We start from the raw sequence: 26,235 nt of genomic DNA, 5'->3' as shown, positions 1-26,235 counted from the left end.
CTCAATCACTCTTTCCAAAAAGTCATTTTAAAAACGTACGACTCAAGAACGTAAACCTGTGAATTCATCAATCTGGTGACAACTTATGAAAAAACTAATCTCTACATTCGGCCTCCTATGCACCGCTATCTCCGCTCAATCTTTCGCGGAGTCGGGCTACACATTAGATCCGAAGTTATCGAACATCACATTCGCGACCATTAAAAAGCAGTTTATTGTCGAGCCCGCATCCATCAAACCTATGTCTGGAGGACTTACCGAAGAGGGTCAGTTTTCAATAGTATTGGACTTGAAAAGCGTGAGCACCGGAGTCGCTATTCGTGACCAGAGACTGAATGAACTCTACTTTGAATCGATGACTTTTCCTGAAGTGAAGATCTCTGGGAAGGTTGAACCGTCGATGCTATCTGGTGATCCAAAAAGAACAACAGTAGCAGCGGAAGTTACTTTACACGGCGTAACCAAAACGATCGATTTCCCAGTTGTGGTGGTTCCATCCTCAGGGTTTGTCATGGTTAGCTCAGCTTCGACAATCATCGTCAACGGCGCTGATTTTGGGATATCGACAGAGAATCTAAACAAACTTTCAGCGACCGTGGGTGGATTAGCGATTTCCGACCAAATCCCTTTAAGCTTTAACCTACTTTTCGACCAATAATGGACTTATAACTATTCCTTTCTATTCTCCCTCATTTCACATTCATCAATCGTTTGAGAGCGGTGAATGTGAGTAAGAGTACGCGACAACGCAATAAACTGAATTAGGTTTGAATAAACTAAACCAAAATTTCCACTCGATTTCCCCAAGTCGACCAGATAAACATCCCTCACAAAGTATTAAATTGAGCGTTATATAGGCTCAGAGATGTCGTTGATGTCACATGTCGTTACACAGCATGACGCCTTAAGGCTTTACATCTTGGGCGAGGTAAACAACAATCCCTGAGAATAAATCCATAACATAATGTATTTAGAAATTATGAGTAACACAGAAAACAAAAAATCGAGTCCTCTTTTCGAAGTCGTGTTTAACGTCTTTCTTCCTTCATTCATTTTAATGAAGTTCAGTGGAGATGAGCTTCTCGGAACAGGCTTAGCATTACTTGTCGCACTAGCCTTCCCTATTGCTTACGGTGGCATGGAGTTGATCCGCAACAAGAAGTTCAACTTCATAGCGGCGCTTGGCTTCGTCAGCGTGCTATTAACGGGCGGTATTGGTTTCTTTGAGCTAGACACTCGTTGGTTAGCACTAAAAGAAGCATTAATCCCTGGTCTAATTGGTTTGGCGGTTCTTGGCTCTACCTTCACCCGCTACCCGTTTATCCAGAAAGTTATCTTCACACCGGCCCTGTTAAATATCTCTCTTATTGAAGAGCGCCTAAAGCAGTTCGGTAACCAAGCAAAGTTTGATCGTTGTCTAATGACATCCAACTACCTATTCGCGAGTACTTTCGCATTTTCTTCAGCTATGAACTACTTCCTAGCGACTTGGATTGTGACTAGCCCTGCTGGCACCGCTGCCTTTAATGAAGAACTTGGCAAGCTGACACTTTACAGCTACCCAGCAATCGCCATCCCAAGCATGCTGATGATGTTAGGTATTTTCTACTACATTTGGCGTCAAGTTCGCACGATGACATCACTAGAAACAGAACAAATTTTTATTACTAAATAGTTCTGAATTAACAAATCGCTCTGACAGCACAACATGAAGCCCAGCAATTAAGCTGGGCTTCTTTGTTTTTACTCTTTCGTTATCAACGTGATAGATGACAGCTTCGATTTGGATTATGAATCGAACGGGCAACCCTAATGCTCTTTTCTCAAGTAAATTTGGGCAACATGTCTATAAACCAATAATAATCAATGAATTGCATTGATTGAACCGACAGATGCTTTTATAGTCAATTCTGTTGGTTACTTTACAAAGCTCTACCCGCTCACTGACATTATTTCAATTGCTGTTGATAAGATCGCATAAGCTAGGTGCTAAAGGTAGACGCTAGCCGTACTCAATAAGGAATATAGATTATGAACAAATCTCAATTAGTTGAACACATCGCGACTTCTGCAGACATCTCAAAAGACCAAGCAGGCACAGCACTAAATGCGCTAGTTGAAGGTATCTCTACTTCGCTTGCGAACGGTGATGACGTATCGATCCTTGGATTTGGTAGCTTTAAAGTTAACTCTCGAGCTGCTCGCACTGGTCGTAACCCGCGAACCGGAGAAGAGATTCAGATTGCCGCATCAAAGACGCCAGCATTTAAAGCGGGCAAGGCACTAAAAGAGACGTGCAACCTGTAACACAAAAAACACAAGGAAGATTACGATGACGACTAAGGAAAAAGCGAAAACGAGCCGAAGCAAAAAAGCAGGCAAGTCGACTAAAGCGCAAGCCGAAACGCCTAAGACTCGTCAACGCATTGAAGAGCTTCTCGAAGAGCGTGAACTGGCTAAACTGTTAGAACTTTAGTTTATATAAGAACTAAAGTTTAGGTTTAAGCAAGGTGATAGTTTGTTATCGTTCTAATGCCACTGCAGATTTGTAGTGGCATTTTTGATTTAGGAGCAAGCGCCTCTAATAAATAACATTGATACCCCTCCCCACTAAAGCGACAAACACATCTGTCCAAAATCTGAACGCTAAGTAACTGATTGAGTTACATAGCTATACATATCCATACTTACCCAAATCACCTTTTTCACTATCATCATTTTCTTGTTATTGGTGAGATTATTGGAAGGGTTCATGACACGACTATGTTCGGGCAATCCTTCTTCTTTGAGGTGATTATGAATGTCGTTCGCATGGGGATTGAAGCAAATACCCATAAAAATAAGGGTAAGTACAAAGCGATAGTTAAGTTTACTATTCGAGCCCTGTTTTATTATTCAGCTACTCGAAAAATGAGTAATAATTTCAACTCTGAAGAGAGAAAGTTATTATTTATCAAGCAACCCAACTTCCTTTCTAAATTTGTGACTCCCTACTTATGTACTGGCTTTAGCAATAAAGAAAAGATCGATATCTTATCCAAACACTACGACTGGTTTGAAAACACCTTCGCAACAGAAGCTAGACACCAAATCTATAACGAAAGGCTCAATCTTTTAAAACTTGAGATAGATGACAACGTTTATCTGGTTAATCTCAGCTTCGAAAGAAACGCGAGAAAAGAAGGTGAACTGACAATTTCATTGACCAACTCTCAACTCGAAAAAATGTATACCATTTCATTTACTGTTTTCGACAACAACATCTACATCGGCGGTATACAGGGTGGCGCCAATGACAATGGATTTAGCCGCACATTCACCAAAGCTTTTTACGGTTTAAGACCTAAATCCTTCATGGTAGAAACACTACGACTGCTCGCTATTAACTTGGGTATCGACAATATCTATGCGGTAAAAGAGTCTGGTCATGTCTCGAACTCATTACGCTACGGTAAGAAAAACAAAGACATCAGCCTTAAATACGACAGTCTGTGGGAAGAGCACGATGGACAGGTGCATGATAACTATTTCTATCGTCTCCCGACAAACCCGAACAGGAAAGATCTTGAAGCTCTAAAACGTCAAAAGCGTAAGTTGTATCGCGAGCGTTATGCCTGGCTAGATCTGTATGAACAAGATCTGAAGAACGTAATCAGTCAGCACATCCATGATCCTGTTCATTATGCTCATGACAGTTAATTTGGCTAACCTGTACTCGACTCGCTAACGCGTATTACCTTTACTAGCGTGCTTTAGTCTAATCACAGCCCTTGGACCAAACGCTCAATCCCGAGGTGATAGCTTTAAAATAAATATTAGACAATGCTAATTTACATCTTTATAGTATCTAGGTATTTCGAAAACTACTCAATCGCCGGCGACCAGCCAGTACTGATCATTAAGAAGATACAAGCTCTATGCTCGGCAATTTGTATAGTTAAACTTAGAGACAGTAATAGGTAAACGTATGACTAAAATTGTAATCATCGGTGGCGTAGCTGGAGGTGCTTCAGCTGCTGCACGCGCTCGTCGTCTTAGTGAAGAAGCCGAAATCATAATGTTTGAACGAGGACCATTCGTCTCTTTTGCCAACTGTGGATTGCCATACCACATAGGTGGCGATATCGAGGATAGAAGCAAGCTTCTGTTACAAACACCTGAAAGCTTCTTAGCTCGCTTCAACGTTGACGCACGAGTGATGAACGAAGTTACCTCTATTGATCGCACCAATAAAACCGTTACAGTCAAAAATCTTGTTGATGGTAATCACTACAGCGAGAGTTACGACTTCTTATTACTCAGCCCTGGAGCCGGTGCCGTCGTTCCTCCCATCTCAGGAATCGATAACCCCCTCACCCATTCACTACGCAATATTCCAGATATGGATCGCATCATCGAAACAATCCAAATGAATAAACCTGAGCACGCGACAGTTGTTGGCGGTGGCTTTATCGGCTTGGAAATGATGGAAGCGTTTCATCAGCTTGGGATCAAGACTTCGTTGATTGAGATGGCTGACCAAGTAATGACGCCAGTAGACCGGGAAATGGCCGGCTTTGCCCATGCGGAGATTCGTGACAAAGGCATCGACCTAAAACTCGGCGTCGCGCTTGAGTCTGTGAAATATATACCTAACGAACACATCGCAAGTTTTGATTCAGGCGAGAGCGAGAAGCACCAACACATAGAGGGTGAATTAGAATTAACACTTAATAATGGCGAGTCATTAACTACTGATATCTTAATCATGGCTATCGGTGTGCGTCCTGAGACTAAGTTAGCAAAAGAAGCAGGACTTCAAATTGGCGAACTAGGTGGTATCTACACCAATGAAATGATGCAGACTAGCGATCCTAGCATCTACGCTGTGGGTGATGTGGTCGAAGAAAAAGACTTTGTCACAGGTGCACAAACTCTAGTTCCGCTTGCTGGCCCTGCTAACCGTCAAGGTCGTATGGCTGCCGACAACATGCTCGGACGCAGTGAAACTTATCAAGGTACACAAGGCACGGCTATCTGTAAGATTTTTGACCTAGCCGTTGCCTCAACAGGGAAAAACGAAAAACAGTTGAAGCGTGAAGGCGTCGACTATGAAAAAGTCTATGTGCATACCGCAAGCCACGCTAGCTACTATCCTGGCGCTGAGATTGTCTCGTTCAAGATGTTATTCGCCCCTAAGACAGGGAAAATACTAGGTGCGCAAGCCGTCGGTAAAGATGGCGTTGATAAACGCATTGATGTTATGGCAGTAGCTCAACGTGCAGGTATGACCGTTGATCAGCTTCAACACCTTGAATTAACCTATGCACCACCTTACGGGAGTGCCAAGGACGTGATTAACCAAGCCGCATTTGTTGCCAACAATATTATTAAAGGTGACGCGACACCTATTCATTTCGATGAGATTGCAACATTAAGCGACAACCAACTCCTACTCGATGTTCGTAACCCTGGCGAACTAGAAAATGGTGGCTTTATTGAAGGCGCAATCAACATTCCTGTCGACCAACTGCGTCACCGCATGGACGAACTATCAAAAGACAAAGAGATTGTAATCTACTGCCAAGTCGGGTTACGTGGTAACGTGGCTTATCGCCAACTCGTCAACAACGGCTTTAAAGCACGCAACTTAATCGGTGGTTATAGAACACTCATGTATGCAAAAGCTTAAGGATTAATACTTAGTCGCCGGTAATGGTGCGCGGACACTTACGGGCTAGTTGCTGAGAGAAAGTCGCTCATAAATAGATGCGAGTAGTTAATAGTAAACATTGAAAAACCGAGCTTGGCATTTAAGTAAGTGCCAAGCTCTTTTATTATTCGTAGGAGTCAATAAAAGCTTGCAGTGCTCGCTGATCGACAATTTCTAACCCTTGCTCTCCTTTTCTGATGAAACCTTTGTCTAATAGGTCTTTAACCGCTCTTCGATACACTCTGCTCGATGTGCCAAAACGTTCCGCTTCTTGATTCACTTTATCGAAACCGCCTAACACAGTGTTAGTCTCGCTTTGAACCAATAAATCATACGCAATATTGTAGGTAATTGAGTGTAAAAGACGGTTAGTGTAAATACCCATAGAGTCTTGATAATCTTCCGCCAATGCAGAGGCAAAGAAGAACATCATCCCCGGATTTTCAAGTAGTGCTTCTGCTAATCTCTGAATGCAAATAACATCAACTTGCATGTGTTCATCAGCCACTACGTTCCACTGACAAGGGGTCTGCGTGAAAAACTCCATCTCACCGAAGATATGATAATCACAATTCACTTCGCCCAATTGAAAGCGTCGCCCATTAGCCGCCGAAATACTCATAGAGACTCTTCCAGCGGGCACTACATAAAGATACTGAAGCTGTTCACCTTGACGTAGGATTTCATCATTTTGATTGAAGTAACGAGAGTTAACTTGGTGTTGGTAGATGAGATCTCTAAATTCAGAGCTTTTTTGTTCTAAGTAGTTTTTAAAGCGTCCGCTTGAGTATGGTGCAATCTTCATACTTACTCTCTCATTGCATTACTGCTGTTTATATTCAAACGATTGTAACCACTTAAACCACAGGAGAGAACCCAATAAAAAAGCGACGGTCTCCCATCGCTTTCGTCTTGCATTTATTCAGGCTCTTATTGAGTAATTAATGCTTCCAGTGCCACTAATGACGCTAGCCGCTCTCCTTGCATCATTACCTCTGCCTCATCGACATATTGCCCAACGCCCTCCTTTACATCTTGTTCGTACAAGACAACATTGTTCAAGATAGAAGCGACATTAAGCCCTCTCAAGCGTCCCACGGTAAACAGCGCGGATGTTTCCATGTCTGCACCTAAAATGCCTTTGCCATTCCAGTACTGACAAAGCGCCTTCTCGTCATCGGTATAAAAACTGTCGTGTGAGCGTACCGTGCCCAAATAGTAAGGTGTTGTTTGCTGCTGCAAGAACTTGTCTAGCTCTTTAAGCAGAGAGAAGCTTGCATAGGCGGGATACGACGGCTTAACGTAAGCGGTAGAACCACCCTCATCGCGAACCGCGCCCTCTGCAATAATTAGCTCACCAAGCCCGATATGTGACTGCATCGCGCCTGCAGACCCTACTCGGACAATATGAGTCACACCACAAAACTTAAGCTCTTCTACCGCAATGATCATTGAAGGTGCACCAATGCCCGTGCTGCAAACCGATATCGCTTTACCTTGATATTGACCAGTGAAGATTCGATATTCACGGTTTTCAGAGACCAGTTCAGCATGTTCAAGCAAGTTAGCGATTCGATTCGCTCTATCTGGCTCACCACAAACAATAACTAACGGAGCAATTTGCGTTTCATCAACGCAGATATGAGGTTGCTTTGCCATCTTCACTCCTAAGAAGCCGTTGCTTGAGTTAACGATTTATCACTGTTTCGTTTAGCTGTGCGTGCCCACTCACGAGTACCGTTTGCCGCAATAAACATTAAGATTGCGTATTGAACAGACATTGCGTACACACCCTGCGTCGCATAAATACCAACGCTGATAATGTTAATCACAATCCACAGTATCCAGTTTTCAACATACTTACGTGTCATAAGAACTTGAGCAACAATAGATAGAATGGTCATCGTGGCATCCCAGAATGGGAACGCATCCGGTTCAAGCACTGGCTCCGCTAAATCCGCACCAAATAGATTCAGGCTATCTACCGCGATGTTTGCTAGCGCAAAAAAGAATGGGTCGATGTACATAGTTAACAAAGCAATAGAAATCGCACACGCTACGGCCGTTGCTACTAGTTTATTTTGGCTCAACCAACGAACTTCTAGCGTTTCACCTTGCTCATTAGGACGTGTCCATGCGTACCAACCGTAAATGTTAGCACAGAAGAAGAACAATTGAAGAAGTAGCAGTCCGTATAACTGAATTTGGAAAAAGATAACCGCAAATAAGGTGACATTCAGCAATCCGAACAGGTAGTTAATGGTTTTTTCTTGGCTTGCAAACCAAATACACAACAGACCAAACACGGTGCCGAATGCTTCAATCCAGCTCATTGCGTAGCCATCCCCTATTGGGATATTGACTAAAGTATTGTTGATATCAAGTAGAGCGAATAGGTCCATAGATGTGTCCTTTATTATTTGTTTTAGTGGCACCTATTTTATTGCGCCTCTCCAAATAAAAAGGAGGACATTTGTCCCCCCTAGAATGCATGCGGTCATAAATCAGAATAATAATTCCGGAAAATCAAATTCACAGAAAGGTGTCATCGCCCTCCCAACAGTCTTGAACTCGAAACTCCAGCACCAGAACAGCCCCCTTCCAAAAACGAAATTTTAGCTTACTGGCTTAACGCCGATATCGCATTGACGGTTACGTTTGAGAAGCGCATGATTTTATCTCGAGCAGAATCGTTGTCTGGCGTGTTAACCGTGTAATCGCCCCAAAACTCGTTCTGTGCAACGTACTCAATTGTATGGCAGGTCACATGAATAAAGTAATTATGTTAGTAATGGGGCTGCTTTTTACCAGTCGATTGTTTGCCAGTATTGTTCCTCATGTTGGTCAACTTGAGCATGATGCGCCTATTCTCCTTCGCTCGGCATTGATTGTAGGGGTTGCGGCTTACGCGGTTTGGAGTGCATTTAAATACTTCAAAAAGATCAAGGCCTCAGATTCAGATCAACTGTAACGGCGAAAGTCCAAAAGCTTTTGAATAAGCCTCTAATTTCGATTACTGATCTGCGAAATAATCGACCAAGATTTTACGCCACTTTCGTGACTCACGAATCTTCGACAGGGCGCGGTTAATCTCTTCTTCGTACACGTTATTTTCAGTGATTATGAAACCGTAGTTGGACTTTTATAACTGATAAAACAACACCGCTATACCAAGCTTAAGTTTGATAGCTAGAAACTGACATAAACTGACTTTGTGCCGACGAACATAACTTTCCGCACTGAGTAATTTGGCTTTCTAGGAAGTAGATATTACGTCTACTTTTCACCCACTGGGCACGAACTTCCAGTTCTTGACCAATCAAAATCGGATGATGAAAACGAGAGGTTAAACTCACCGTCATCGCCTTGATATCATTCTGAAATAGACAATGCAACATCGCGCTGTCATGCAGTGTAGTGACAATGCCACCTTGCATGATGCCATCGTAGCCCTCAGCTTTATCTGTTGGTACAATCTTGGCTCTGGTTTTATATTTAGCTACTGCCTCATGCTTAGTTAAAGTGTCATGCTCGCCAATAGCTTCAAAACAAATGGCGCTGTCGTTGAAAAAACCTTGGCTGCACACTTGGCAACGCCGATGATTGTGTGGAATGAAAACCTTCATACTTACCTTTACCCATAGATTGCTAGAGATTGATATGGCTCGACCAAAAAAACATCGCCAGTTGTGTACCCGTACGGCTTACTCTTGTTTTAAGCCCAATGGTGTTCCTATGGACGAGCTTCATAAAGAAGAATTGCTATTGGAAGAGCTCGAAGCCTTGCGCTTGGCTGATCAAGAAGGCCTGAGCCAGCTTGAAGCCGCTGAACAAATGCAGGTGTCTCGCCAAACGTTCGGCAACATTATCAAGCGTGCACGAGCTAAAGTCGCCAAGTGCATCGTCAATGGTCACGCGTTGGTGATTCAAAGTAGTTAATTAACGTGTTAGCCAGAAGTTATTTAACTCAGTGAGCGAGAACTCTGATGCTTACTTCGATACTTAGCTTGATGGCTCAGTAATCTGATACAGCTTTTTGCTTTGCCCTTCACACACATCCTTGCAATTGCATTCACGCTCAATATCTAACTGCGCCAATCCTCCACAGCTGCCTTTGATTGGCTTGCGCGAAAAAATCACGCCTATCGCCATCAATGTAACGACTCCGACAAACCCCAATAGCGTCAACAAAAAGGTCATTGTCGGAACCCTCGAATAGCACCCAGCTGATTAGGCTGTACCATTAGAATCGAAGCTTGTTTTTTGTGCCCGTTTTCGCCGCACGTTTTATTGCCACACCCACTATTTCTCGGCTCTCGACCATAATCGAGATCGTTCACTTCCCGTAGATTGTCGAAATCCAAAGTCCCGATTTCTGCCTTACCTGTCGATGCCAAGACTCGAATATCGTTATTGAACAAATGCGCCAACATCTTCTTCCCAATGTGACGAACCACCACAGATTTCACATCGTAAGAAAGGAGAACAGAGATCCATTGCTTCTTTTTATTGCAAGAGGTGTCGGACTCAATCAGAGGAACAATCTGTTTTATTTGTCGTTGTTCATCGACAATCGCGATCTGTGGGGAACGAGCAAAGTGGTTGCCAACATGAAGGCCGCGACAAGGTACTGCGTATAACATAGTAACTTCCTGTTATTTATGATCAGGAGTTCAGCATACGCCCCATTATTGGCATATGACAATAACTATCATGTGAAAAATAAGATTTACTGGATCGATAACTAAGATCACAAGCACCCAAACTTACCGTCATCTTCAGCCTATCTCAGTTACCTTTCAAATAACCATATATACTAGGGGGTAGTATTTTTACTGGGGGTATTTTTTGCGTTGTTAATGCCTGTTATCAAGAGCCAAGCTCAAACCCATTACAAAAAGGCCTCGCACAACCGAGAGCTTAATCGACAATTCAACGTCACACACTAGTCTGAATAATGTCGAATTAGGGACCAATCAAAAATGTTTATAGGAAAAATAGGTTGGATTGAAAATCAAGAATTGCAGTCGCCTTCAATGTAAACAAGCTTATAATTTGAAGTGAACAACGCATCGGGTTGTTATAATATAACATCACACTAAATTACCATCATTTCTCATGAAACAGCCACTTATTCTAATCGATGTCATCAATCGCCTCTCCACACGCTATGTAAGCCGTTTCTCGACATGCTTTCGCTCTCTCAAGGGCTTGACTGTTGGCCTAGCATTATTGTGTTTTGCGCCAAATCTATATGCTCACCCTCACTCTTGGATAGAGATGAAAACTCATATTGAGGGAGAGAATGGCATGATCACCGGTCTCTCTATGGAGTGGTCTTTTGATGCAATGACCTCGATGTACATGTTGGATGGAGAAGACGTCTCTGCCGATACAGAAACTGAAACATTCAAAATGCTCGCTGCGTCTGTAATCGAAAACATGATGTACGAGCACTACTTCACGTACTTTTATGATGGTGAAGAGCCCATCAGATATCAGGTGGTTGAGAACGCAAAGTTTGAGCGTGATAAAGCCAAGATGGTTCTAACATTTGACCTACCACTTTCTAAACCTAAGCCTGTGACACGAAACTCGCTTCGCGTATTGATTTTTGACCCTAGTTACTTTGTCGACATGTCGTGGCTATCCAACAGCGACGTGACATTGTCACCTAAACTAGCAAGACAATGCCATTTAGAATTAATCGAGCCTAACCCGACGCCAGAGCAAATGAGTTATGCAATGTCTTTACCTGTCGATGCAGATCCAGATAACACGCTAGGCCAACTGTTTACACAATCGGTTGAGCTTCATTGTGCGGCGGTTCCCGCTTCTTAGTCGCAGTGGTTCGTTTCAGCCTTTAAGTCAGCGTCTAGCTGATTAAGCATGGCAACTAATTAACAGAAAGATTTCAGATATAGGTTCTTGTTAAATGAAGAAAAATCAATCCAAAATCAATCACTACCTCATTGGTGCTGGCGCGTTCGTGCTTATTGCTATTGGTGCGTATCAACTGTGGTCCATGTGGCCATCGTTAGTTATCTCTAGCATTCAATGGCAAAGAGAAGTCAATTCAGAACTTGCAGACCTGCTCTATGAAGCTAAATCCAACCCTTGGGGCGCAGGCAGTTACCTTATCGGGTTCAGCTTTATCTATGGCATGCTTCATTCTTTGGGGCCTGGGCACGGCAAAGTTATCGTGTCGACTTACTTAGCGACTCACCCAACCAAAGCCAAGGCGAGTTTAGTGCTTACGGTCGTCTCCGCTTTTTTACAAGCATTGGTCGCAATCTTACTAGTAAGCGTGTTGCTGTGGGGCTTTAGTGCTTCCATGCGAGTAGTGAATGACAAAGCGAATATGTTTGTTTCATTAAGCTTTGCCTTAGTCGCGGTCGTCGGCGCACTTATATGTTGGAAGGCTTTGAAAAACATCTACACCGCTATGCGTAAGCCTAAGCTGAAAGTGAAAGCCATCACTACACTCGCAACAGACACAGCTGCGACAATTTCAGCGCGTGCGCCAATGGCACTTCGTTCATCAATATCAGCCCCTTCTCCGATAATCGACGCTACTAGCACAATGCAAGCCGCAGCTAACACTCATGCAGATCATTCTCATGCCGACTGTGGGTGCGGCCACCAGCATGTAGCCGATGCAGACGCAATCAACAAAGCCTCAACGCTCCGAGAATATGCTGGAATTATAGTGACGATTGGCGTAAGACCGTGCACCGGAGCCATCATGGTACTGCTTTTCGCAAACATGGTTGGCCTATATTGGATGGGCGTATTGAGTGCCTTTGCGATGGCCATAGGCACAGCACTAACAACCTCTTTAATTGCAATGATGACGCTAACAGGCAAACACTTAGTGAAACGCTACTTGGCAGCGGGCAACAAGAACAGCAACGCCTCATTAAAAGCCGCAGGTCACTACTTGCAACTCTTTGGCGGTATTTTGCTTGTGTTGATTGGCTTGTTATTGATGAACGGTCAAGACAGCGGCATGTCCCCTGTATTCACTATGTAGCGCACAACCGAGTAGCAATTAAACTCAGGTTCTTTTCACTCGTACCGCATACATCAAGGCCTCGCAAACGCGAGGCCTTAGTTTTATCTTATGAATGTAAATGGTCTTCTAGAATCACTTATCCACGTCACCAGTAACGCCTTCATGGGATAATTCTCCGGACAGTTCAGCTTGCACTTCAGCAAGGCTTTCTTCTTCAACCGCCACAATTTGTGCAGTTAGCGCATCAACTTCGATCTCATAAGCTTTACCATCACGCGTAACAAACACATCCCATTGATTGTCAGGCTCGTCATGACGAATCCCAAGTACCTCGACATCCAAAGATAACAGTGCCGCTTTAATCGCTTGTTCTTTACTGACTATCTCTGTGCCTTGAGCCGCATAGGTTGAAACACTAAATGTACTAACAGCGGCCAAAGCACCACATAAAATTAACTGTTTCATTGTTTTCTCCTCAGCTTTTATGGCTATTTTCACCACCTTGATAATGTGGTGTAGCGCGTGAAAAGAATGTTAGTCATTGTGTAGGTGCCTTCCATTTCCCCTCTTCTCCACTTTCTCGCCTTAGCCTCTTTTCCTGTTCTCAACACGTCTGTGCAGATTCCGCATAAGTCCTATTCCATTCCGCTGGTTTTTCAAATTTCATCGATCTCTATAATCCCCTTCATCCGCTGCGGCGAACCAAATTGATATAAGTGAGAAAGTTGAATATGACTAAGAAATATCAGAATGCAGTGCTGGATGATCAAGCACTGATTGAGGGCCTCAAATCAATCAACCCAGTATGGGGCGACATGACAGTACGTGTTGCTGGTGAAGCATGGGGCATGCCGTTAATTGACCAGAAAACCAAAGCGCTCATTAGCCTTGCGATTGACCAAATGGCGCTCAACGTAACGGGCGAAGGTAATCCATTTGGCGCTCACGTTGACATGGCACTTAAACAAGGTGCGACCTATGCAGAGCTTGAAGAGTTAATCGTATTTGCATCGGCATACACTGGCTTTAACAAAGGGGCGACGACGATGGGCGCACTCAACAAAATTCGTCATGAACGAGGAGATTTCTAATGGCTATTCCAGGGCTACAAAAACCAGACCATATCGGTTTCACGGTACCGAATTTAGATGAAGCTATCGCTTTCTTCCGGGAGCATTTTGACTTTGAACTGGCGTATGAGTTTGGACCATTCGCGTCCGATGATGACTGGATGAAAGATCATTTAAACGTTAATCCACGTGCAGAAATCACCAAGATCGCAGTGATGAACGCGAAAGGGATTAACTTAGAGCTCTTTGAATACTCAGACGCAGTAGAAAGAAACAAAACAGCACCAAATAACGCCGACATTGGAGGTCACCACCTTGCTCTCTACGTTGAGGATATGGATGCCGCGGTAGCGTATCTAAAAGACCAAGGCATCACAGTCCTCGGAGAACCAACCACCATGACTGAAGGCCCTACGGCAGGAGAATCTTGGGTTTACTTCATGGCACCTTGGGGGATGCAATTAGAACTTGTGTCTTATCCAAACGGCAAAGCTTATGCAAATAAAGCTAATGCAAACCGTGCTTCTGTTGCGTTGTTTGACCCACGATGAACATTATTTTTATCGTGATGATTGTGAGCGCGGGTATGGGCTTGTCTTTCGAAGCAGGCTTACTTGGCCCTTTAGGTAAACAAGTTGGCCATTTATGGGCCACCTTGAGCATCTTTGGCGTTGGTACTGCGTTGCTTTGGATGATTCGTCACTTCACACCGAATGGACAATTCAAAGCTTGGAACACCATTCCAAAATGGCAGCTTATCGGTGGTTTACTGGGGCCTATCTACGTGGTCGTTCTTACATTAGCGACGCCAATTTTAGGGGTCGCAATGACGATGGTTTGCGTCCTGTTTGGTCAAATCACTAAGAGTTTTGCGATTGATTACTTCGGCTGGTTTGCAATGCCAAAGCAAGCGACTAACCCACTGCGTTTGCTTGGTTTGGGGTTCATATTCCTCGCTCTCTGTTTTGTCTATTTAGGAGGACAATCATGACGCTGATTATTTTACTCGCCATTGCATCAGGCATGGCATTGAGTGCTCAAGCGGCGATTAATGGTCAACTGGGGGCAAAAGTTGGTGTGATTGAAAGCTCCCTGCTGACCTTTAGTATGGGAACCGTTATCACGGGGTTACTGATTTTCTTCTTTGAACCAAGTTACGACGCAACTCTGTTATCGGTACCTAAATGGCAACTCGCAGGCGCACTATTTGGCATCTTTTACATGATCGTCATGGTAGCGGCAGTGCCAAAGGTGGGTGTCGCGATTGCCACAGTGGCTACCATTTTAGGCCAGATGATCATGAGCCTGATAATCGATACTCAAGGCTGGCTTGGGAATACGCCCATTGAACTGAATTATTGGCGTATTGCTGCCATGGTCTGCATTGCGTGCGCCTTGGTCTGTATTTATATCGCCAATCGCCAAATACAAACCGAATTAGAAGCACCGTTAGCAAAAGACAATATTACGACTCACCTTACCAAGGAAACATTGCATGTCAGCTAAAACCATCATCGTGTTCTTTAACCTAAAATCAACCACGGATGAAACTCAATATCTTAAATGGGCCAAAGAGTCAGATCTACCGACGGTAAACAAACTCAGTAGTGTTTCATCGTTCGAGGTCTTCAAAGGCATCAGCATGTTTGGTCAAGATAAGCCGTTACCATGGGATTACTTTGAGATTATTCAGATTGATTCTGAAGAGGCATTTCTTAACGATATTCAAACTCAAGAGATGCAGAAGATTGTCGAGCAGTTCCAATCTTTCAGCGAGGATGCACACTTTATTGTTACTGAGAATATTCTCACCGCATAATAAATGAACCTTCAGGCAAGCTAACTATTAGCTTGCCTTTTTTTATGTTTAGAACGTAATCTTTGACTAATAAAAGTAGGAGAAAGCTTGTGAATTACGATGTCTCTTTATTGGAAATAAAACTGTTCTTGATGACCACCCAATTTGGCAACTTTTCTGAAGTGGCACGTCGCCAAGACATGACACCATCGTCGGTGTCTCGCAAAATGGCGCAGCTCGAGGAGAAAGTCGGAACCAAACTTTTACATCGTCATACACGCTCAATTTCTCTTACTGATGAAGGTGTGGCATTTAACAAGCATTGCACCGAAATCATCAATCAGTATGAATCGGTTGTCGAACGCATTGAACAGCGTGCAGACACGCCTCGTGGCACCGTCAGAATAAGCGCGCCGGTTGCCTTTGGTCGACTCCACATCGCGCCATATCTCGCGGAACTGTTAGAAAGGTATCCACTTCTCAAGGTGGAAGTCCAGCAGACGGATGCATTTGTAAACCCCGCTGCTGAATCTATCGACTTACTGATCCGCATTGGTGTACCGCAAGATTCTTCTTTAAGGATGAAGCGTTTTGCTAAGCAGCGCTATGTCATGGCTGCAAGTCCAAACTACCTCAAATCTTATGGCACCTTAACTACGCCAGAAGAACTCAAACAACATAACTGTTTAGTGTTTAAGGGACCAAATGGTCTTCAACGCTGGTTTATTGGTGAAGATAAATTAGAGCCGTATGAAGTTTCAGGATCACTCTACAGCAACAATGCAGAAACGTTGGTCGCGAGTGCGGTCGGTGGAAGTGGAATTGTCGTCTTTCCTACTTGGTTAATTGGGAAAGAATTGAAGAGTGGTTTACTTGTCCCTTTACTGGACGGTTACCAAGTTTCGACCAGTTTAGAGCAACAATCGATCAGCGCCCTTTATCTTGATACTGATAATCTGGCGGCAAAAGTCAGGGTCGTAATTGATTTTCTAGCAGACAAATTCAGCAGCACAAGCGACAAGAACTCATGCTACTGGGATGCTATTTAATCGAGTTTTATCCAATCAATAGCCACCAGCTGCTTGGGTTTTCTCTGCCAATCCGAGAGCATCAAGATATTGTACTAACAAGAGCAAACCTTGACGGTATTATTGATTTACAAAAGAGACATAAAACCGCTAAAGAAAAGTGCTGAGAAGCGATACAATGCTGGAGTTGCTAGATCGCAGCATGAAATACCAATTCAAAGAAAGCCCATTAACAAGAACCATAAAGTAGCCTCACATGTCTAAAGAACCCGGTTTCACTACAGAATACAAACTCGACAAGACGTTTTTCGCGGAGTGTTATGATCAAACTAGCCTTACGACTCAATTTCCAAAAGCCTACTTAAAAGGAATACTGTTTCTTATTTTTGGTGTGGTTCTACTGGAATTTGAACTATTACCTAACGGCTATGTTGGCTGGTTCTTTATTGTTTTGAGTGTGATTGAAGCATTCAGTGTGTACTGCAAAAGAACCTGGTGGTTATGGCGACAAAAAATCAGCTCAGGCGCAGGCAGCAAAATCGTCTTTCAAGGTGACGCTAACGGAGTAAGTTACAAAAACCACAAAGCGACCAACACCATCGCGTGGAGTGACATCGACCAACTTGAGCAGACCGATCTTGGTTTTATCCTGCATATCGGTAAACAGCGCCAATATGTGAGTAAATCTTGTTTAAACGATGAAGCTATTGCCTTCATGATTGAACACCACGCCGCATCAAAAGCGAAATAACACCAATAAATGCCTGCTGATTTAGCAGGCATTTTTCTATCACTTTTAATTCTACGTATCGAATTACCGGGCAATAACAATGAATACCGTGTACCAAATCAGTGATTGCCACCTTTCCGATGAATCCAGCTATGAGAACCTGCGCAGAGCACTGGAATACGTCAACAAAGACACGGCATGCAAGACCATCTTTCTGACTGGTGATATTTGTTGTAACCCAAAGTCTGGCGACTACGTTCGATTAGAGGCATTCATTAGGCAACACATTAGCGACCAATCCATTTACGTGATTGCGGGTAATCATGATGACTCTCGCTTAATGCGCACAGAGCTAAAAGGCTCGACGATTTATGTCACCGACAAAGCCACCATCGGTGAACGAGAGTTTGTGTTCCTAGACTCAAGCTTCAAGCCGCTAGACAGCCGCCACCCACTTGGTTCAGGGCGTATTGATAACCGCGGCATGGCTCAGCTAAAACAACAATTGAGAAAGGCCAATGATCCTACCGTGGTTGTTCACCACCCTGTCATTCCAGTCGGTGCAGATTGGATGAAAGCGATCCGCCTAGAGGACGATACTGATGTGATGAAAGTGCTTCAAAAATATCGCGTTCGTGACGTGTTCTGCGGTCATGGCCATGATGAAATAACAGCGACACAGCAAGGCATAACTCAATATATGGCCCCGTCGACAGCCTATGGCTTTGACCACTCGATCAATGAATACAATCGCAGCGAGAAGATAGGATTAAGTCGAATCTCGTTCTGTACTGATTCCATCAACTACCAAGCTGTCTATTTTTGAACCCTATCTTACTGTCTTAAACCTCATAGATTAGCTTTCAAATAAACCAAACTATATAGAGCTATGCCAATAGAAGAGGCTTGCGGCGATTCAATTTATCAATCTGTGATTGAAGCCCACAACCCAACTTCCACAACGGGTCAACGTTCAGTAGAAGAAATTACCTGGTTAGCACTGATGACTGTAAAACAAATGCACGATTTAGTTCGGCGCAATCTCGAAAACGAAGAGCTCGAAAACTAAAAGTTTGAAAAAGAATTATCTAGAAAACAGAAAGCTTGAAAGCTGAATACGTAGGATTATTGCCCCACTCTCACAAGTGACCAGAGCCTTGCAAACGTTATTACCCTAAGGTTTGCTAGCAAGGTCTTTGTGATTGATAATAAAAGCAATATAGGCGCAAGTTAGCGCTTTTTTATCACCTAGGTTTATATTGAGGCTATATGGAAATCAAAGTACTAAAAAGCTTTGTGGCTGTCGCGACACATTGAAGTTTTTCAAAAGCTGCAAAAGAGTTAAATACCGTTCAACCTGCCATTAGCCGCCATATCACAAGCCTTGAACACGAACTTGGAGTGAGCCTATTTTTTCCGTACATCTCGCGAAGTCGTCATTAGCGCCGCAGGGCAGCACTTACTTAAAGATGCGATTAGACTCATCGAACAAACGGAACAAGCAAAACAGTCCGCGATTCGAGCTTCTTCTGGTTGTATTGGTACTTTAACTATTGGTTATCTTGGAGGCGCAACTCTGAGCTTTTTGCCTCGTTTAGTTCGACAGTATATTGCTGAAAACCCCAATATTGATGTTGATCTTGTTGAGATGACGGCTTCTGAACAGATCGAAGCTCTGGACAAACGAGAAATCGATATTAGCTTCTCTCGCCCACTGCCGAACCTGCTTGTTGATGATTACACCTCGGTGACGATTTATACAGATAAGCTTGTTGCTGTTTTGCCCGTCACCCACGAGTTGGCTAAATACACCACCATTCAAATGAAACAACTGCAGCAAGACCCTTTCATCTTATTTGAACGTGAACAAGCGGTAGGATTATTTGACTCCATCATTACTCAATGTGACCTATCTGGATTCTCTCCAAATATAAAAAAACAACCCAACAACATGCAAACCGTGTTAACCCAAGTCTCTTCTGGCTTAGGTGTATCTATCGCACCGCATGCAATTCGTGATTTACGCAGTGAGGGATGTGTATTTGTTAATCTTGAATCTGTGGACGTACAAATGCCATTAGTGATGACACACCATTCGCATACTCTATTCCCTACAGCCAGTGTCTTTGTTGCTGTCGTACAGAGTGAAATTGAGGCGATTCAACAAAACATGGCTTAGAAAGTTATCTATACCAGATTCGTATAGAATTTAAATCAAATGGTTATTTTTGTTATTCAATCGCTAACCTTAGACTTAGCTCATCGAAATCATTCATTAAAACGATGAACCAAAGTTAAGGTGTCACCATGTCAAAATTGACTACAGAAGTGTTGAGCACAGGACGTTTATTACTGATGTCGAGCGCAGTCTCGGCAACTGCTGCAAACCTTTATTATAACCAACCCATCTTACCTAAGATCGGCGCAGAGCTAGGGTTAACAAGCGAACAGCTAGGCGCAGTGCCAGCTGCCGGTCAGATTGGTTATGCCGTGGCATTGCTATTCTTATCGCCCTTAGGAGACACGTTACCCCGCAGACGCCTAATAGCGATCTTGTCTGTCATGTTGGTGTTGTCATCTTTTGTCGCGTTTACTGCATCTAGCTTAGTGGCTCTGGTTGTTGCGTGTTTTGCGATTGGTTTGAGTGCCAACATCACTCAGCAGCTGATTCCATTTGCAGCGTCACTAAGTACTCCAGAAACGAAAGGAAAAGTCATTGGCACATTAATGACAGGCCTAACTGTGGGCATCTTGCTTTCGCGTACACTCAGTGGGTTCATCGGTGAGCAGTTTGGGTGGCGCGCGGTATTTATGATGTCAGCAATTATTGCGATGGTCTTTGGTGTGTTGCTGTATGCCTTTTTACCGACGAACACGCCGACAACGAAAATACCTTACCTTAAACTGGTTGCGAGCATGGCCACGTTAATCAAGCAGCATGCGACACTGCGTACTTCCGCTTTAACTGGCGCGCTTTGGTTTGCTTCGTTCAATGCGCTGTGGGCGACGTTAGCTCTGCATGTCAGTGAATCTCCGTTTAACTACAATGCACAACAGGCAGGAATGTTTGGTGTTATTGCTCTTGCTGGAGTCATTGGAGCAAAAGTTTCAGGGTCACTGGTGAGCAAGTTTGGCTCTCGAAACATGATCAGTATGGCGTTAGTTATTATTACTGCTGGTTTTATTATATCGGGGCTTTTCGCTGACACATTGGCTGGATTGATCGTCGGTATCATTCTCATCGACCTTGGGGTATTTAGCGCTCAAGTATCGAACCAAGTACGCGTATTCTCAATTGACCCACAAGCTCAAAGTCGTATCAACGGAATCTATATGCTTGGCTACTATCTCGGTGGTGCGTTTGGTTCATTTGTGGGAATTCAGGTATTTGAACGTGCGGGTTGGATTGGTGTTGTGGGCTTTAGTATTGCAGTCGTGATATTGAGTTTTATCGTTAACCGTTCAAATAAGCAATAAGTCACCTCATCTTAATTCTTGAACTTACCAATATGCACAACGGATATTCACTCTGTAATTGATAGCAAATTACCACCCAGTGATTTGCTATCGTTCTAGATCTAATAAGGCAGTAGTAACTCTACTCTCTCAAGTTTTGAATATCATGATTCTCAAACAAGCTTTCCCGCCTAGAGCGCTGTTATGCCTTTGCGAGATGATCTTGGTCTATTCTTATCATTTAGACGACTGAGTTCCGAGGCTTTGAGTATGAATAAACTGTTTTTAATCTTATTGGTTTTTCTTTTGTCCGGATGCGGAACAAGTGATAGTGCTTTGATTGAGAGTGGTCACAACACCTCTTACATACAAGGTTTTCATGACGGTAGGCATAGCGGCATGCAAGAAAGCGGCAATAGCTTCGAAAACTACATAAAAGATGGGAAGCGTTTTGAGTCAGACAGTGACTACAAACAAGGCTGGATCGCGGGTGAATCTGAGGGGAAAAAACTACAAGCAGAAGCAACAGCGATCGGTAAAGGTGCCGCTGCTGGTTATCCTCAAAAATCGACAACGACAGATTTAGATGAAGTAGCAAAAGACACCTTAAAAGGCGTCGATACATCGGGTTTAGAGAATCTAAAATAAAAGTATAACAAAGCCAAGGTCGGGCTCTGGAACAACTCGCACCTTGGCATTAGCTTCTTCCTTTATAGCGCCCTAATTGCGCCTTCTGTTACTTCTAGGATCGAGGCTCGAAGTATTCTCGTTGTGACGATATGTATCTTAGCCCTCTGTGCAAACTATTCAGGGGAAAAGCACGATAACAGAGAAGCAAAGTGTCTGTTGAATCTGACCCTGTTTATCAACATTCTCTATATGGCAATTAGGGGCGTACTTGCTCATACCAAAGGAACGAATTCGAACTATTACCTGATATCAGATATTCATAAATTGTCTTTCGTTATCATGACAATCACAATTGTTAGCCTCGCATTTTCAGTGTTTTGGATCTTAACTGATCGTTTGTTGAAGCAGACCTATCGTTCATCGATCACTGATGAACAAACCGGCCTTTATAACCGTAGAGGCCTAGCAGAACTGATACCCAAGCTTGTTCAACCAGGCCGAGAGAGTGACATTTCTGTACTGATTGCCGACCTAGATCACTTCAAAAAAATTAATGATACCTATGGTCATGACAAGGGAGATGATGTGATTAAGCACTTTGGTCAAATTCTTGAAGATACATGCCGCACAAGCGATTTCTGTTTTCGCTATGGTGGAGAAGAGTTTGTTGTCATGTTACCTAGAGCGAATAAAGTTCAAGCAATGCAGATAGCTGAAAGAATAAGAAACCACGCAAAACACAACTCCAATCAAGAGCTCTCTTCTGGCACGTATACTGTCAGCATTGGAGTGACTCAAGCCCTCATAAACGATGACTGGAATTCATTAATTAAAAGAGCGGATAACGCCCTCTACGACGCAAAATCTCAAGGGCGCGATTGCATTGTTGAGCGTTAAGGCGAGTTGTAAAACAGTGTAAATACTCTTCCATCACAAAACATGTTGGCTAAGATTCAAGAAGTTAAACACAAACAACAAGTAAGGTTAGCAAGGATGCGCTTTTTCGGTTTGTTTTAGCGATAGCATTATTGGCGTAACTCCCTTAAAGCGACTCTAGAACTTCCCGCCATTTACCCATTCTGCTTTTGGTGGCACGGGCTCTTGGTTTACCCATATCTCTTTAATTTGACCTCCCTCAACTCGGAATAGATCAAAACGCGCAACCTCGAGACCATTATCAATAACTCGGCTGTAAGCTGCTACGAAGTTACCTTGACCGACAATCTTGAACACTTGGTCATAGCCACCAATATAGCTATCTAAAGGGCTCACATCTGAGGCTTGATAAACGGCTAGCTCTTCGTGCTGGAGATACTTTGATAGCTTGTCTTTCTGCCCTAGTACCATGACATCACATAAAAAATCACGGATAAGGTTCTTATTCTCCTCTGTTTTATCTAAGTCAGTATGATTGATTGGCCCTTGCAGTCGACCTTCCCCTTCCGTCGGTTGAGCTTCGAAGGCAGAAATCACATCCCAATGTTCAATAATTTTATCGTCATTATCGGTATCGAATAGATCCGTAGTCACCCACTTATATTCGCCATTATTAATATCTTGGAATGCTTGAACAAACACGAATTGGCCATCGACGATTGAACGTATGATCTTTATGTCTCTAACAGGGCAGCGTTTTAAGAACGGTTCGAAGAACTCAACAAAACCATCAATACCGTTGCGAACCCCAGTGCTATGTTGAGTATAACGTTGACCGGTGTACTTCGTTACCGCCTCTAATGCATGACCATCTCGGATACCTTCCATATACAGATTAGTCGCATTCGCTAGCTTATTGCTCATAGATAGTTTCTCCAAACTTAATAGTGCCAAAGTACGTTATTTGGCTCGTACACTGAAACTCAGAACTAGATTGTCTCAGGTGTCCTTTTAACTGTCGGATTGTTGAATAGGCTCTTCGCGTCGCTATTCAAAACCAAGTTAAGCTCGATATACGTCTACAGCATATCGAGCCTTTACAACCTAATTGGTCACTGTGGTTACTGTTTGGCGTGATAAGCTTTAGATACTGCGTAGCTATCCTCAAACCAGTTCCAACTCTTCACTTTGCCATCTTCAACCTGAACTCGAACCGCCCAGCTGAATTTACCCGTGTCTACACCAGATTCATTCGCAATGGCACTCATGCTGCCCATGAATACTGCTTGGTCGCCGTTTACAAAACTATAGTCTGTTGACCAGCTTGTGACTTTCAAACCTGCGCCAAATAGAGGAAAGAAAGTGTTGAGCACTTTTTCTTTTGACTCCCAGTTACCGATCCAAGGGATGTCGGCGTCACCTTCGTTGTGCCAGACAAAATCATCGGCCATTAATGACTCGAGTTTTGCCATATCACCTGAGCCTGCCGCCCATAAGAATGCTTGAGCCGTTTCTAGTGTCTTTGCTGAATCGACTGCTTTTGTTTCATCTGCAAAGGCTGGAGTGAATTGAAAGAAAGCCAGAAGACTCGCTAGACCGATAAGTAGATTTTTCTTTAACATTTTCTTTCTCCTGATTGTCAATTTTGAAGCTCAATGCGTGGGAGATTAAAAGTGCCATCAGTGCATGCTTTGAACTTCAGTTCTGTTTGTTGCCTTGTTGAGATAACTATAGCTGTGCTAAATTTTTGGTAAACTCACTAATTGAACACGTTGGATATGCGCAAATGCACAACATAAGATGGGATGACCTACAATATGTTCTAACAGTGGCGAATGAAGGATCCCTGTCGGCCGCGGCAAGAGCACTTGGTGTAAACCACAGCACCGTTTTACGTCGTATTGACACCTTTGAGTATCGTCACAAATTACGAATTTTCCACAAACTTCCTACCGGATACAAACTAACGGTTGAAGGACAAAAGCTTCTGGAGTCAGCTCTCGCTATCGAATCCACAGTAAGAGAATTGGAACACAAGGTTTTTGGACAGGAATTGAAGCTAGAAGGAACGCTAAGAATAACGACGACCGACGCCTTATCTCGTCTCATTCTGGGTACTCATTTGGCTGCTTTTCATCGGCTTTATCCAAAAATTCAGTTAGAACTCAGCCTCACATCTCGTCAATTGGATATTTCGCACCTAGATGCAGATATCGCGATTCGCCCGGCAAATGAGTTGCCAGCCCATTTGGTTGGGACCAAGTTAAGTAAAATTGCGTTTGGTGTTTACGGATCGCCAGAATATATAAATGGCCTTAAGAGTAAGCACCCCTTAAAGTCTGCTTCTTGGTTAATGATGCATAGAGGCAGTGCTTCGCTACAGGTTTCTGAACTGATTTCAGAAGACAAAATTGTCATGAAAGCCGACTCTTTTGAGCCCCTGATCATCGCCGCTGAAAATCAGATGGGGTTAGCCTACTTACCCTGCTTTTTAGGTAACAGTGAGGGAACTCTGCAAAGAGTAGATATGGAAGTGATGCACCAAAATACAGACCTATGGATGATGACTCATAAAGATTTAGAAGATTCAGCCAGAGTAAAAGCATTTTTTAATTTTATGAAAGGCGCAATCAAATCAGACCATAATCGGTTGGCCGGATTTGATTATTAGAGAACGAGTACCGGCTCTTCATCATTAGACTTACGAACAAAATGACACAAAGCCCACAGCACAAACAAAGTCACAGTCAGCTCCCAAGCGCGTAGGAAGGTACTTTCCAACCCTAAATTGCTACTGGTCATGTACAACTGAATCGGCAGCATAGTCGCCAATAACGCATCGGCATGAATGTCTCTGGCTGAACCTTTCGCTTTGGCCATTGATGCGGTGATCATAAAGGCAAATAAACCCAACACTATGGTGTAGTAACCGAATGTAGACTGATGCCCTGCCATCAACAAGGTGAACACCGCGGCTACTGCACAGCCGCCTACTTGAGTTTGAAAACGGCGGTCAACCACGTCGATAAAGCTTTTGTGTGTGGTTTGGGTTGCAGCAGCAATCACTGGCACCATGCAGAACGTTGCAGAGATGATGTCGACAATCATCAAGAATGCCAAACCAAGACCAATCAACGCGAGTGAAATTGCTCTGTTCTCAAATGTGACAGGCTGTTCTTTAAATACAGGAGGCTTGCTTCCTTGCTCAACAGGGAACAGAGCCACCATGGTTTTTGCTACTACCATGGTAATCAACATGGATAACAAAATTTCATGAATACGCATCGGCATATCCATGGTGGTGTGCTGAGCAAACACGACAATCAAAATCCAGTTGAAAGTTGGCATCAACATTTGACCTTTCTTTGCCGGTGTAGTAGCTCGACGACGCATAAAATCGAAGAAGAACAGGCTAATGGTCCACACCACAAACGGATGCTGTGAAAATACCTCAGTCACCACCAACGCTGTACTTGCTGCCATTTTGCTGAATCAGAGTCACGCGCTTGATGCAGTTCGGCTTTCGCTTGTGCCACTTTCAATTGGTAGCTACTGGCATCGATAGCAAATAATGGTTGACCTTTTTCAACCAACTCGCCATTACTAACCATGACGTCGGTAATTACGCCGGACACTTCTGGCGCAATGGTCGCCACGTTACGATACAAAGTCGCTTGAGTGGTGAAAGGGGAAACATTATCTGAGGTGACTAAAAAAGCGGAGAACAATGCTGCCGCTGAAAAAACAGTGTAAATTGCGTATCTATAAAAATTTTCGTTCATGTTTGTGCCTAGTTTTCATTCGTTATAAAGCGCCGCGCTCACGGCTTATTCAATCCTCTTTTCTACGAAAACTAGGTTATAACCATTCACAATTGGAAAATAGAGCCAATAAAAGAAGTGTGGATTCCACATTTGGAAAGGTTTATGATTTGTACCGA

32 protein-coding genes and 4 pseudogenes are annotated in these 26,235 nt (G+C 43.5%); 24 read left to right on the top strand and 12 right to left on the bottom strand.

Going from position 1 to position 26,235, the window contains the following annotated elements; all coding sequences use genetic code 11:
* Positions 1 to 85 precede the first annotated feature (85 nt).
* The 6 genes from AB4585_RS02820 (at position 86) to AB4585_RS02795 (ending at position 5,671) form a co-directional block, all read left to right on the top strand.
* A complete protein-coding gene (locus AB4585_RS02820) occupies positions 86 to 658 on the top strand; it encodes a YceI family protein (RefSeq protein ID WP_372083620.1) in 573 nt (190 codons plus the stop codon).
* 321 nt (positions 659 to 979) lie between these two features.
* Positions 980 to 1,675, top strand: a complete 696-nt coding sequence (locus AB4585_RS02815; RefSeq protein ID WP_017065484.1) for a VC0807 family protein — start codon at positions 980 to 982, stop codon at positions 1,673 to 1,675.
* A 356-nt stretch (positions 1,676 to 2,031) separates the two neighbouring features.
* Complete coding sequence (locus AB4585_RS02810; RefSeq protein ID WP_017059113.1) at positions 2,032 to 2,307, top strand: HU family DNA-binding protein; 276 nt, start codon at positions 2,032 to 2,034, stop codon at positions 2,305 to 2,307.
* Positions 2,308 to 2,332: 25 nt separating this feature from the next.
* Entirely contained in the window at positions 2,333 to 2,476 is a 144-nt protein-coding gene (locus AB4585_RS02805) for a hypothetical protein (RefSeq protein ID WP_017059112.1), read from the top strand.
* 320 nt (positions 2,477 to 2,796) lie between these two features.
* The gene (locus AB4585_RS02800) at positions 2,797 to 3,699 is read left to right on the top strand and encodes a VirK/YbjX family protein (protein ID WP_133151375.1); all 903 of its coding nucleotides are present in this window, start codon (positions 2,797 to 2,799) and stop codon (positions 3,697 to 3,699) included.
* A gap of 268 nt (positions 3,700 to 3,967) precedes the next feature.
* Positions 3,968 to 5,671 (top strand): FAD-dependent oxidoreductase, encoded by a 1,704-nt coding sequence (locus tag AB4585_RS02795; protein WP_372105029.1) that lies wholly within the window; start codon positions 3,968 to 3,970, stop codon positions 5,669 to 5,671.
* 145 nt (positions 5,672 to 5,816) lie between these two features.
* Here AB4585_RS02795 and AB4585_RS02790 read toward each other — a convergent pair whose 3' ends face one another.
* The 3 genes from AB4585_RS02790 to pnuC form a co-directional block, all read right to left on the bottom strand.
* Positions 5,817 to 6,497 carry a Crp/Fnr family transcriptional regulator gene (locus tag AB4585_RS02790; protein ID WP_136978221.1) on the bottom strand — a complete coding sequence of 227 codons (681 nt, stop codon included), beginning with the start codon at positions 6,495 to 6,497 and terminating at the stop codon, positions 5,817 to 5,819.
* Between the two features lie 125 nt (positions 6,498 to 6,622).
* Positions 6,623 to 7,351: a nucleoside phosphorylase gene (locus AB4585_RS02785; RefSeq protein ID WP_372105030.1), complete on the bottom strand. Its 729-nt coding sequence runs from the start codon at positions 7,349 to 7,351 to the stop codon at positions 6,623 to 6,625.
* An 8-nt stretch (positions 7,352 to 7,359) separates the two neighbouring features.
* Positions 7,360 to 8,094, bottom strand: a complete 735-nt coding sequence (gene pnuC / locus AB4585_RS02780) for a nicotinamide riboside transporter PnuC (protein ID WP_017069647.1) — start codon at positions 8,092 to 8,094, stop codon at positions 7,360 to 7,362.
* 365 nt (positions 8,095 to 8,459) lie between these two features.
* Between pnuC and AB4585_RS02775 the strand changes: the two genes are divergently transcribed.
* Positions 8,460 to 8,663, top strand: coding sequence for a hypothetical protein (locus AB4585_RS02775; protein WP_017059106.1), 204 nt, complete (start codon positions 8,460 to 8,462; stop codon positions 8,661 to 8,663).
* Between the two features lie 42 nt (positions 8,664 to 8,705).
* Here AB4585_RS02775 and AB4585_RS02770 read toward each other — a convergent pair.
* Positions 8,706 to 8,834, bottom strand: a pseudogene (locus AB4585_RS02770) (ABC transporter substrate-binding protein); the annotation flags it as partial.
* A gap of 34 nt (positions 8,835 to 8,868) precedes the next feature.
* Entirely contained in the window at positions 8,869 to 9,318 is a 450-nt protein-coding gene (locus tag AB4585_RS02765; RefSeq protein WP_017065470.1) for a PaaI family thioesterase, read from the bottom strand.
* A gap of 34 nt (positions 9,319 to 9,352) precedes the next feature.
* On the opposite strand from AB4585_RS02765, the gene AB4585_RS02760 reads away from it, so the two are divergent.
* The gene (locus tag AB4585_RS02760; RefSeq protein WP_029235478.1) at positions 9,353 to 9,631 is read left to right on the top strand and encodes a DUF134 domain-containing protein; all 279 of its coding nucleotides are present in this window, start codon (positions 9,353 to 9,355) and stop codon (positions 9,629 to 9,631) included.
* Between the two features lie 63 nt (positions 9,632 to 9,694).
* Here AB4585_RS02760 and nqrM read toward each other — a convergent pair whose 3' ends face one another.
* Both nqrM and AB4585_RS02750 read right to left on the bottom strand, forming a co-directional pair.
* Positions 9,695 to 9,892 (bottom strand): (Na+)-NQR maturation NqrM, encoded by a 198-nt coding sequence (gene nqrM, locus AB4585_RS02755; RefSeq protein WP_017059103.1) that lies wholly within the window; start codon positions 9,890 to 9,892, stop codon positions 9,695 to 9,697.
* Positions 9,889 to 10,335, bottom strand: a complete 447-nt coding sequence (locus AB4585_RS02750; RefSeq protein WP_372169314.1) for a NifB/NifX family molybdenum-iron cluster-binding protein — start codon at positions 10,333 to 10,335, stop codon at positions 9,889 to 9,891. The genes nqrM and AB4585_RS02750 overlap by 4 nt, the downstream gene beginning before the upstream one ends.
* Before the next feature lie 475 nt (positions 10,336 to 10,810).
* Here AB4585_RS02750 and AB4585_RS02745 point away from each other — a divergent pair, with 475 nt between their 5' ends.
* Complete coding sequence (locus AB4585_RS02745; protein ID WP_372169313.1) at positions 10,811 to 11,533, top strand: DUF1007 family protein; 723 nt, start codon at positions 10,811 to 10,813, stop codon at positions 11,531 to 11,533.
* Positions 11,534 to 11,627: 94 nt separating this feature from the next.
* Positions 11,628 to 12,725: a nickel/cobalt transporter gene (locus AB4585_RS02740; RefSeq protein WP_372169312.1), complete on the top strand. Its 1,098-nt coding sequence runs from the start codon at positions 11,628 to 11,630 to the stop codon at positions 12,723 to 12,725.
* Positions 12,726 to 12,839: 114 nt separating this feature from the next.
* On the opposite strand, the gene AB4585_RS02735 is transcribed toward AB4585_RS02740, so the two are convergent.
* Entirely contained in the window at positions 12,840 to 13,172 is a 333-nt protein-coding gene (locus AB4585_RS02735) for a PepSY domain-containing protein (RefSeq protein ID WP_017072036.1), read from the bottom strand.
* Positions 13,173 to 13,438: 266 nt separating this feature from the next.
* On the opposite strand from AB4585_RS02735, the gene AB4585_RS02730 reads away from it, so the two are divergent.
* The 13 genes and pseudogenes from AB4585_RS02730 to AB4585_RS02670 all read left to right on the top strand — a co-directional run bounded on the left by AB4585_RS02730 (position 13,439) and on the right by AB4585_RS02670 (position 22,316).
* Positions 13,439 to 13,798 carry a carboxymuconolactone decarboxylase family protein gene (locus AB4585_RS02730; protein WP_017072037.1) on the top strand — a complete coding sequence of 120 codons (360 nt, stop codon included), beginning with the start codon at positions 13,439 to 13,441 and terminating at the stop codon, positions 13,796 to 13,798.
* Entirely contained in the window at positions 13,798 to 14,328 is a 531-nt protein-coding gene (locus AB4585_RS02725; RefSeq protein ID WP_372055754.1) for a VOC family protein, read from the top strand. The genes AB4585_RS02730 and AB4585_RS02725 overlap by 1 nt, the downstream gene beginning before the upstream one ends.
* Complete coding sequence (locus AB4585_RS02720; RefSeq protein WP_372169311.1) at positions 14,325 to 14,768, top strand: DMT family transporter; 444 nt, start codon at positions 14,325 to 14,327, stop codon at positions 14,766 to 14,768. Before AB4585_RS02725 ends, AB4585_RS02720 begins: the two co-directional genes overlap by 4 nt.
* A complete protein-coding gene (locus AB4585_RS02715; protein ID WP_017072040.1) occupies positions 14,765 to 15,283 on the top strand; it encodes a DMT family transporter in 519 nt (172 codons plus the stop codon). Before AB4585_RS02720 ends, AB4585_RS02715 begins: the two co-directional genes overlap by 4 nt.
* Positions 15,273 to 15,596, top strand: a complete 324-nt coding sequence (locus AB4585_RS02710; RefSeq protein WP_017072041.1) for a hypothetical protein — start codon at positions 15,273 to 15,275, stop codon at positions 15,594 to 15,596. The genes AB4585_RS02715 and AB4585_RS02710 overlap by 11 nt, the downstream gene beginning before the upstream one ends.
* An 89-nt stretch (positions 15,597 to 15,685) precedes the next feature.
* Positions 15,686 to 16,624 carry a LysR family transcriptional regulator gene (locus AB4585_RS02705; protein WP_017072042.1) on the top strand — a complete coding sequence of 313 codons (939 nt, stop codon included), beginning with the start codon at positions 15,686 to 15,688 and terminating at the stop codon, positions 16,622 to 16,624.
* A 235-nt stretch (positions 16,625 to 16,859) separates the two neighbouring features.
* Positions 16,860 to 17,354 carry a YcxB family protein gene (locus tag AB4585_RS02700; protein WP_372115178.1) on the top strand — a complete coding sequence of 165 codons (495 nt, stop codon included), beginning with the start codon at positions 16,860 to 16,862 and terminating at the stop codon, positions 17,352 to 17,354.
* A gap of 79 nt (positions 17,355 to 17,433) precedes the next feature.
* Entirely contained in the window at positions 17,434 to 18,159 is a 726-nt protein-coding gene (locus tag AB4585_RS02695) for a metallophosphoesterase (RefSeq protein ID WP_372169310.1), read from the top strand.
* Positions 18,160 to 18,222: 63 nt separating this feature from the next.
* A complete protein-coding gene (locus AB4585_RS02690; RefSeq protein ID WP_017059095.1) occupies positions 18,223 to 18,402 on the top strand; it encodes a hypothetical protein in 180 nt (59 codons plus the stop codon).
* Between the two features lie 200 nt (positions 18,403 to 18,602).
* A pseudogene (locus tag AB4585_RS02685) lies at positions 18,603 to 19,512 on the top strand (LysR substrate-binding domain-containing protein).
* A 128-nt stretch (positions 19,513 to 19,640) separates the two neighbouring features.
* Positions 19,641 to 20,810 carry an MFS transporter gene (locus AB4585_RS02680; RefSeq protein WP_102333225.1) on the top strand — a complete coding sequence of 390 codons (1,170 nt, stop codon included), beginning with the start codon at positions 19,641 to 19,643 and terminating at the stop codon, positions 20,808 to 20,810.
* Positions 20,811 to 21,059: 249 nt separating this feature from the next.
* Positions 21,060 to 21,437 carry a hypothetical protein gene (locus tag AB4585_RS02675; RefSeq protein WP_244916968.1) on the top strand — a complete coding sequence of 126 codons (378 nt, stop codon included), beginning with the start codon at positions 21,060 to 21,062 and terminating at the stop codon, positions 21,435 to 21,437.
* A 198-nt stretch (positions 21,438 to 21,635) separates the two neighbouring features.
* On the top strand, positions 21,636 to 22,316 hold the full coding sequence (locus AB4585_RS02670) for a GGDEF domain-containing protein (protein ID WP_133151389.1): 681 nt from the start codon (positions 21,636 to 21,638) through the stop codon (positions 22,314 to 22,316).
* Between the two features lie 156 nt (positions 22,317 to 22,472).
* On the opposite strand, the gene AB4585_RS02665 is transcribed toward AB4585_RS02670, so the two are convergent.
* Entirely contained in the window at positions 22,473 to 23,219 is a 747-nt protein-coding gene (locus AB4585_RS02665; RefSeq protein ID WP_017059089.1) for a nuclear transport factor 2 family protein, read from the bottom strand.
* 197 nt (positions 23,220 to 23,416) lie between these two features.
* Complete coding sequence (locus AB4585_RS02660) at positions 23,417 to 23,917, bottom strand: nuclear transport factor 2 family protein (RefSeq protein WP_017068568.1); 501 nt, start codon at positions 23,915 to 23,917, stop codon at positions 23,417 to 23,419.
* Between the two features lie 164 nt (positions 23,918 to 24,081).
* Between AB4585_RS02660 and AB4585_RS02655 the strand changes: the two genes are divergently transcribed.
* Positions 24,082 to 24,966 (top strand): LysR family transcriptional regulator, encoded by an 885-nt coding sequence (locus AB4585_RS02655; protein ID WP_017068567.1) that lies wholly within the window; start codon positions 24,082 to 24,084, stop codon positions 24,964 to 24,966.
* Here the strand turns inward: AB4585_RS02655 and AB4585_RS02650 are convergent.
* Together AB4585_RS02650 and AB4585_RS02645 are read right to left on the bottom strand one after the other, a co-directional pair.
* Positions 24,963 to 25,778, bottom strand: a pseudogene (locus tag AB4585_RS02650) (DUF2955 domain-containing protein); the annotation flags it as partial. The gene AB4585_RS02655 and the pseudogene AB4585_RS02650 sit on opposite strands and share 4 nt — an antisense overlap.
* Positions 25,766 to 26,077, bottom strand: a pseudogene (locus tag AB4585_RS02645) (biotin/lipoyl-binding protein); the annotation flags it as partial. The pseudogenes AB4585_RS02645 and AB4585_RS02650, both read right to left, overlap by 13 nt.
* Positions 26,078 to 26,235 lie beyond the last annotated feature (158 nt).

Origin of the sequence: Vibrio sp. 10N.222.49.C9 (genome assembly GCF_041474985.1) — a bacterium.
Lineage (GTDB): Bacteria > Pseudomonadota > Gammaproteobacteria > Enterobacterales > Vibrionaceae > Vibrio > Vibrio crassostreae_C.
The sequence above is the reverse complement of the archived record's forward strand: the minus strand, read 5'-3'. Positions and strand labels throughout refer to the sequence as shown.

What these genes read in the sequence shown, in the direction of transcription:
- AB4585_RS02820 (WP_372083620.1), top strand. Translation starts at nt 86, where the DNA reads ATGAAAAAACTAATCTCTACATTCGGCCTCCTATGCACCGCTATCTCC.
- AB4585_RS02815 (WP_017065484.1), top strand. Translation starts at nt 980, where the DNA reads ATGAGTAACACAGAAAACAAAAAATCGAGTCCTCTTTTCGAAGTCGTG.
- AB4585_RS02810 (WP_017059113.1), top strand. Translation starts at nt 2,032, where the DNA reads ATGAACAAATCTCAATTAGTTGAACACATCGCGACTTCTGCAGACATC.
- AB4585_RS02805 (WP_017059112.1), top strand. Translation starts at nt 2,333, where the DNA reads ATGACGACTAAGGAAAAAGCGAAAACGAGCCGAAGCAAAAAAGCAGGC.
- AB4585_RS02800 (WP_133151375.1), top strand. Translation starts at nt 2,797, where the DNA reads ATGAATGTCGTTCGCATGGGGATTGAAGCAAATACCCATAAAAATAAG.
- AB4585_RS02795 (WP_372105029.1), top strand. Translation starts at nt 3,968, where the DNA reads ATGACTAAAATTGTAATCATCGGTGGCGTAGCTGGAGGTGCTTCAGCT.
- AB4585_RS02790 (WP_136978221.1), bottom strand. Translation starts at nt 6,497, where the DNA reads ATGAAGATTGCACCATACTCAAGCGGACGCTTTAAAAACTACTTAGAA.
- AB4585_RS02785 (WP_372105030.1), bottom strand. Translation starts at nt 7,351, where the DNA reads ATGGCAAAGCAACCTCATATCTGCGTTGATGAAACGCAAATTGCTCCG.
- pnuC (WP_017069647.1), bottom strand. Translation starts at nt 8,094, where the DNA reads ATGGACCTATTCGCTCTACTTGATATCAACAATACTTTAGTCAATATC.
- AB4585_RS02775 (WP_017059106.1), top strand. Translation starts at nt 8,460, where the DNA reads ATGAATAAAGTAATTATGTTAGTAATGGGGCTGCTTTTTACCAGTCGA.
- AB4585_RS02765 (WP_017065470.1), bottom strand. Translation starts at nt 9,318, where the DNA reads ATGAAGGTTTTCATTCCACACAATCATCGGCGTTGCCAAGTGTGCAGC.
- AB4585_RS02760 (WP_029235478.1), top strand. Translation starts at nt 9,353, where the DNA reads ATGGCTCGACCAAAAAAACATCGCCAGTTGTGTACCCGTACGGCTTAC.
- nqrM (WP_017059103.1), bottom strand. Translation starts at nt 9,892, where the DNA reads ATGACCTTTTTGTTGACGCTATTGGGGTTTGTCGGAGTCGTTACATTG.
- AB4585_RS02750 (WP_372169314.1), bottom strand. Translation starts at nt 10,335, where the DNA reads ATGTTATACGCAGTACCTTGTCGCGGCCTTCATGTTGGCAACCACTTT.
- AB4585_RS02745 (WP_372169313.1), top strand. Translation starts at nt 10,811, where the DNA reads ATGAAACAGCCACTTATTCTAATCGATGTCATCAATCGCCTCTCCACA.
- AB4585_RS02740 (WP_372169312.1), top strand. Translation starts at nt 11,628, where the DNA reads ATGAAGAAAAATCAATCCAAAATCAATCACTACCTCATTGGTGCTGGC.
- AB4585_RS02735 (WP_017072036.1), bottom strand. Translation starts at nt 13,172, where the DNA reads ATGAAACAGTTAATTTTATGTGGTGCTTTGGCCGCTGTTAGTACATTT.
- AB4585_RS02730 (WP_017072037.1), top strand. Translation starts at nt 13,439, where the DNA reads ATGACTAAGAAATATCAGAATGCAGTGCTGGATGATCAAGCACTGATT.
- AB4585_RS02725 (WP_372055754.1), top strand. Translation starts at nt 13,798, where the DNA reads ATGGCTATTCCAGGGCTACAAAAACCAGACCATATCGGTTTCACGGTA.
- AB4585_RS02720 (WP_372169311.1), top strand. Translation starts at nt 14,325, where the DNA reads ATGAACATTATTTTTATCGTGATGATTGTGAGCGCGGGTATGGGCTTG.
- AB4585_RS02715 (WP_017072040.1), top strand. Translation starts at nt 14,765, where the DNA reads ATGACGCTGATTATTTTACTCGCCATTGCATCAGGCATGGCATTGAGT.
- AB4585_RS02710 (WP_017072041.1), top strand. Translation starts at nt 15,273, where the DNA reads ATGTCAGCTAAAACCATCATCGTGTTCTTTAACCTAAAATCAACCACG.
- AB4585_RS02700 (WP_372115178.1), top strand. Translation starts at nt 16,860, where the DNA reads ATGTCTAAAGAACCCGGTTTCACTACAGAATACAAACTCGACAAGACG.
- AB4585_RS02695 (WP_372169310.1), top strand. Translation starts at nt 17,434, where the DNA reads ATGAATACCGTGTACCAAATCAGTGATTGCCACCTTTCCGATGAATCC.
- AB4585_RS02690 (WP_017059095.1), top strand. Translation starts at nt 18,223, where the DNA reads ATGCCAATAGAAGAGGCTTGCGGCGATTCAATTTATCAATCTGTGATT.
- AB4585_RS02680 (WP_102333225.1), top strand. Translation starts at nt 19,641, where the DNA reads ATGTCAAAATTGACTACAGAAGTGTTGAGCACAGGACGTTTATTACTG.
- AB4585_RS02675 (WP_244916968.1), top strand. Translation starts at nt 21,060, where the DNA reads ATGAATAAACTGTTTTTAATCTTATTGGTTTTTCTTTTGTCCGGATGC.
- AB4585_RS02665 (WP_017059089.1), bottom strand. Translation starts at nt 23,219, where the DNA reads ATGAGCAATAAGCTAGCGAATGCGACTAATCTGTATATGGAAGGTATC.
- AB4585_RS02660 (WP_017068568.1), bottom strand. Translation starts at nt 23,917, where the DNA reads ATGTTAAAGAAAAATCTACTTATCGGTCTAGCGAGTCTTCTGGCTTTC.
- AB4585_RS02655 (WP_017068567.1), top strand. Translation starts at nt 24,082, where the DNA reads ATGCACAACATAAGATGGGATGACCTACAATATGTTCTAACAGTGGCG.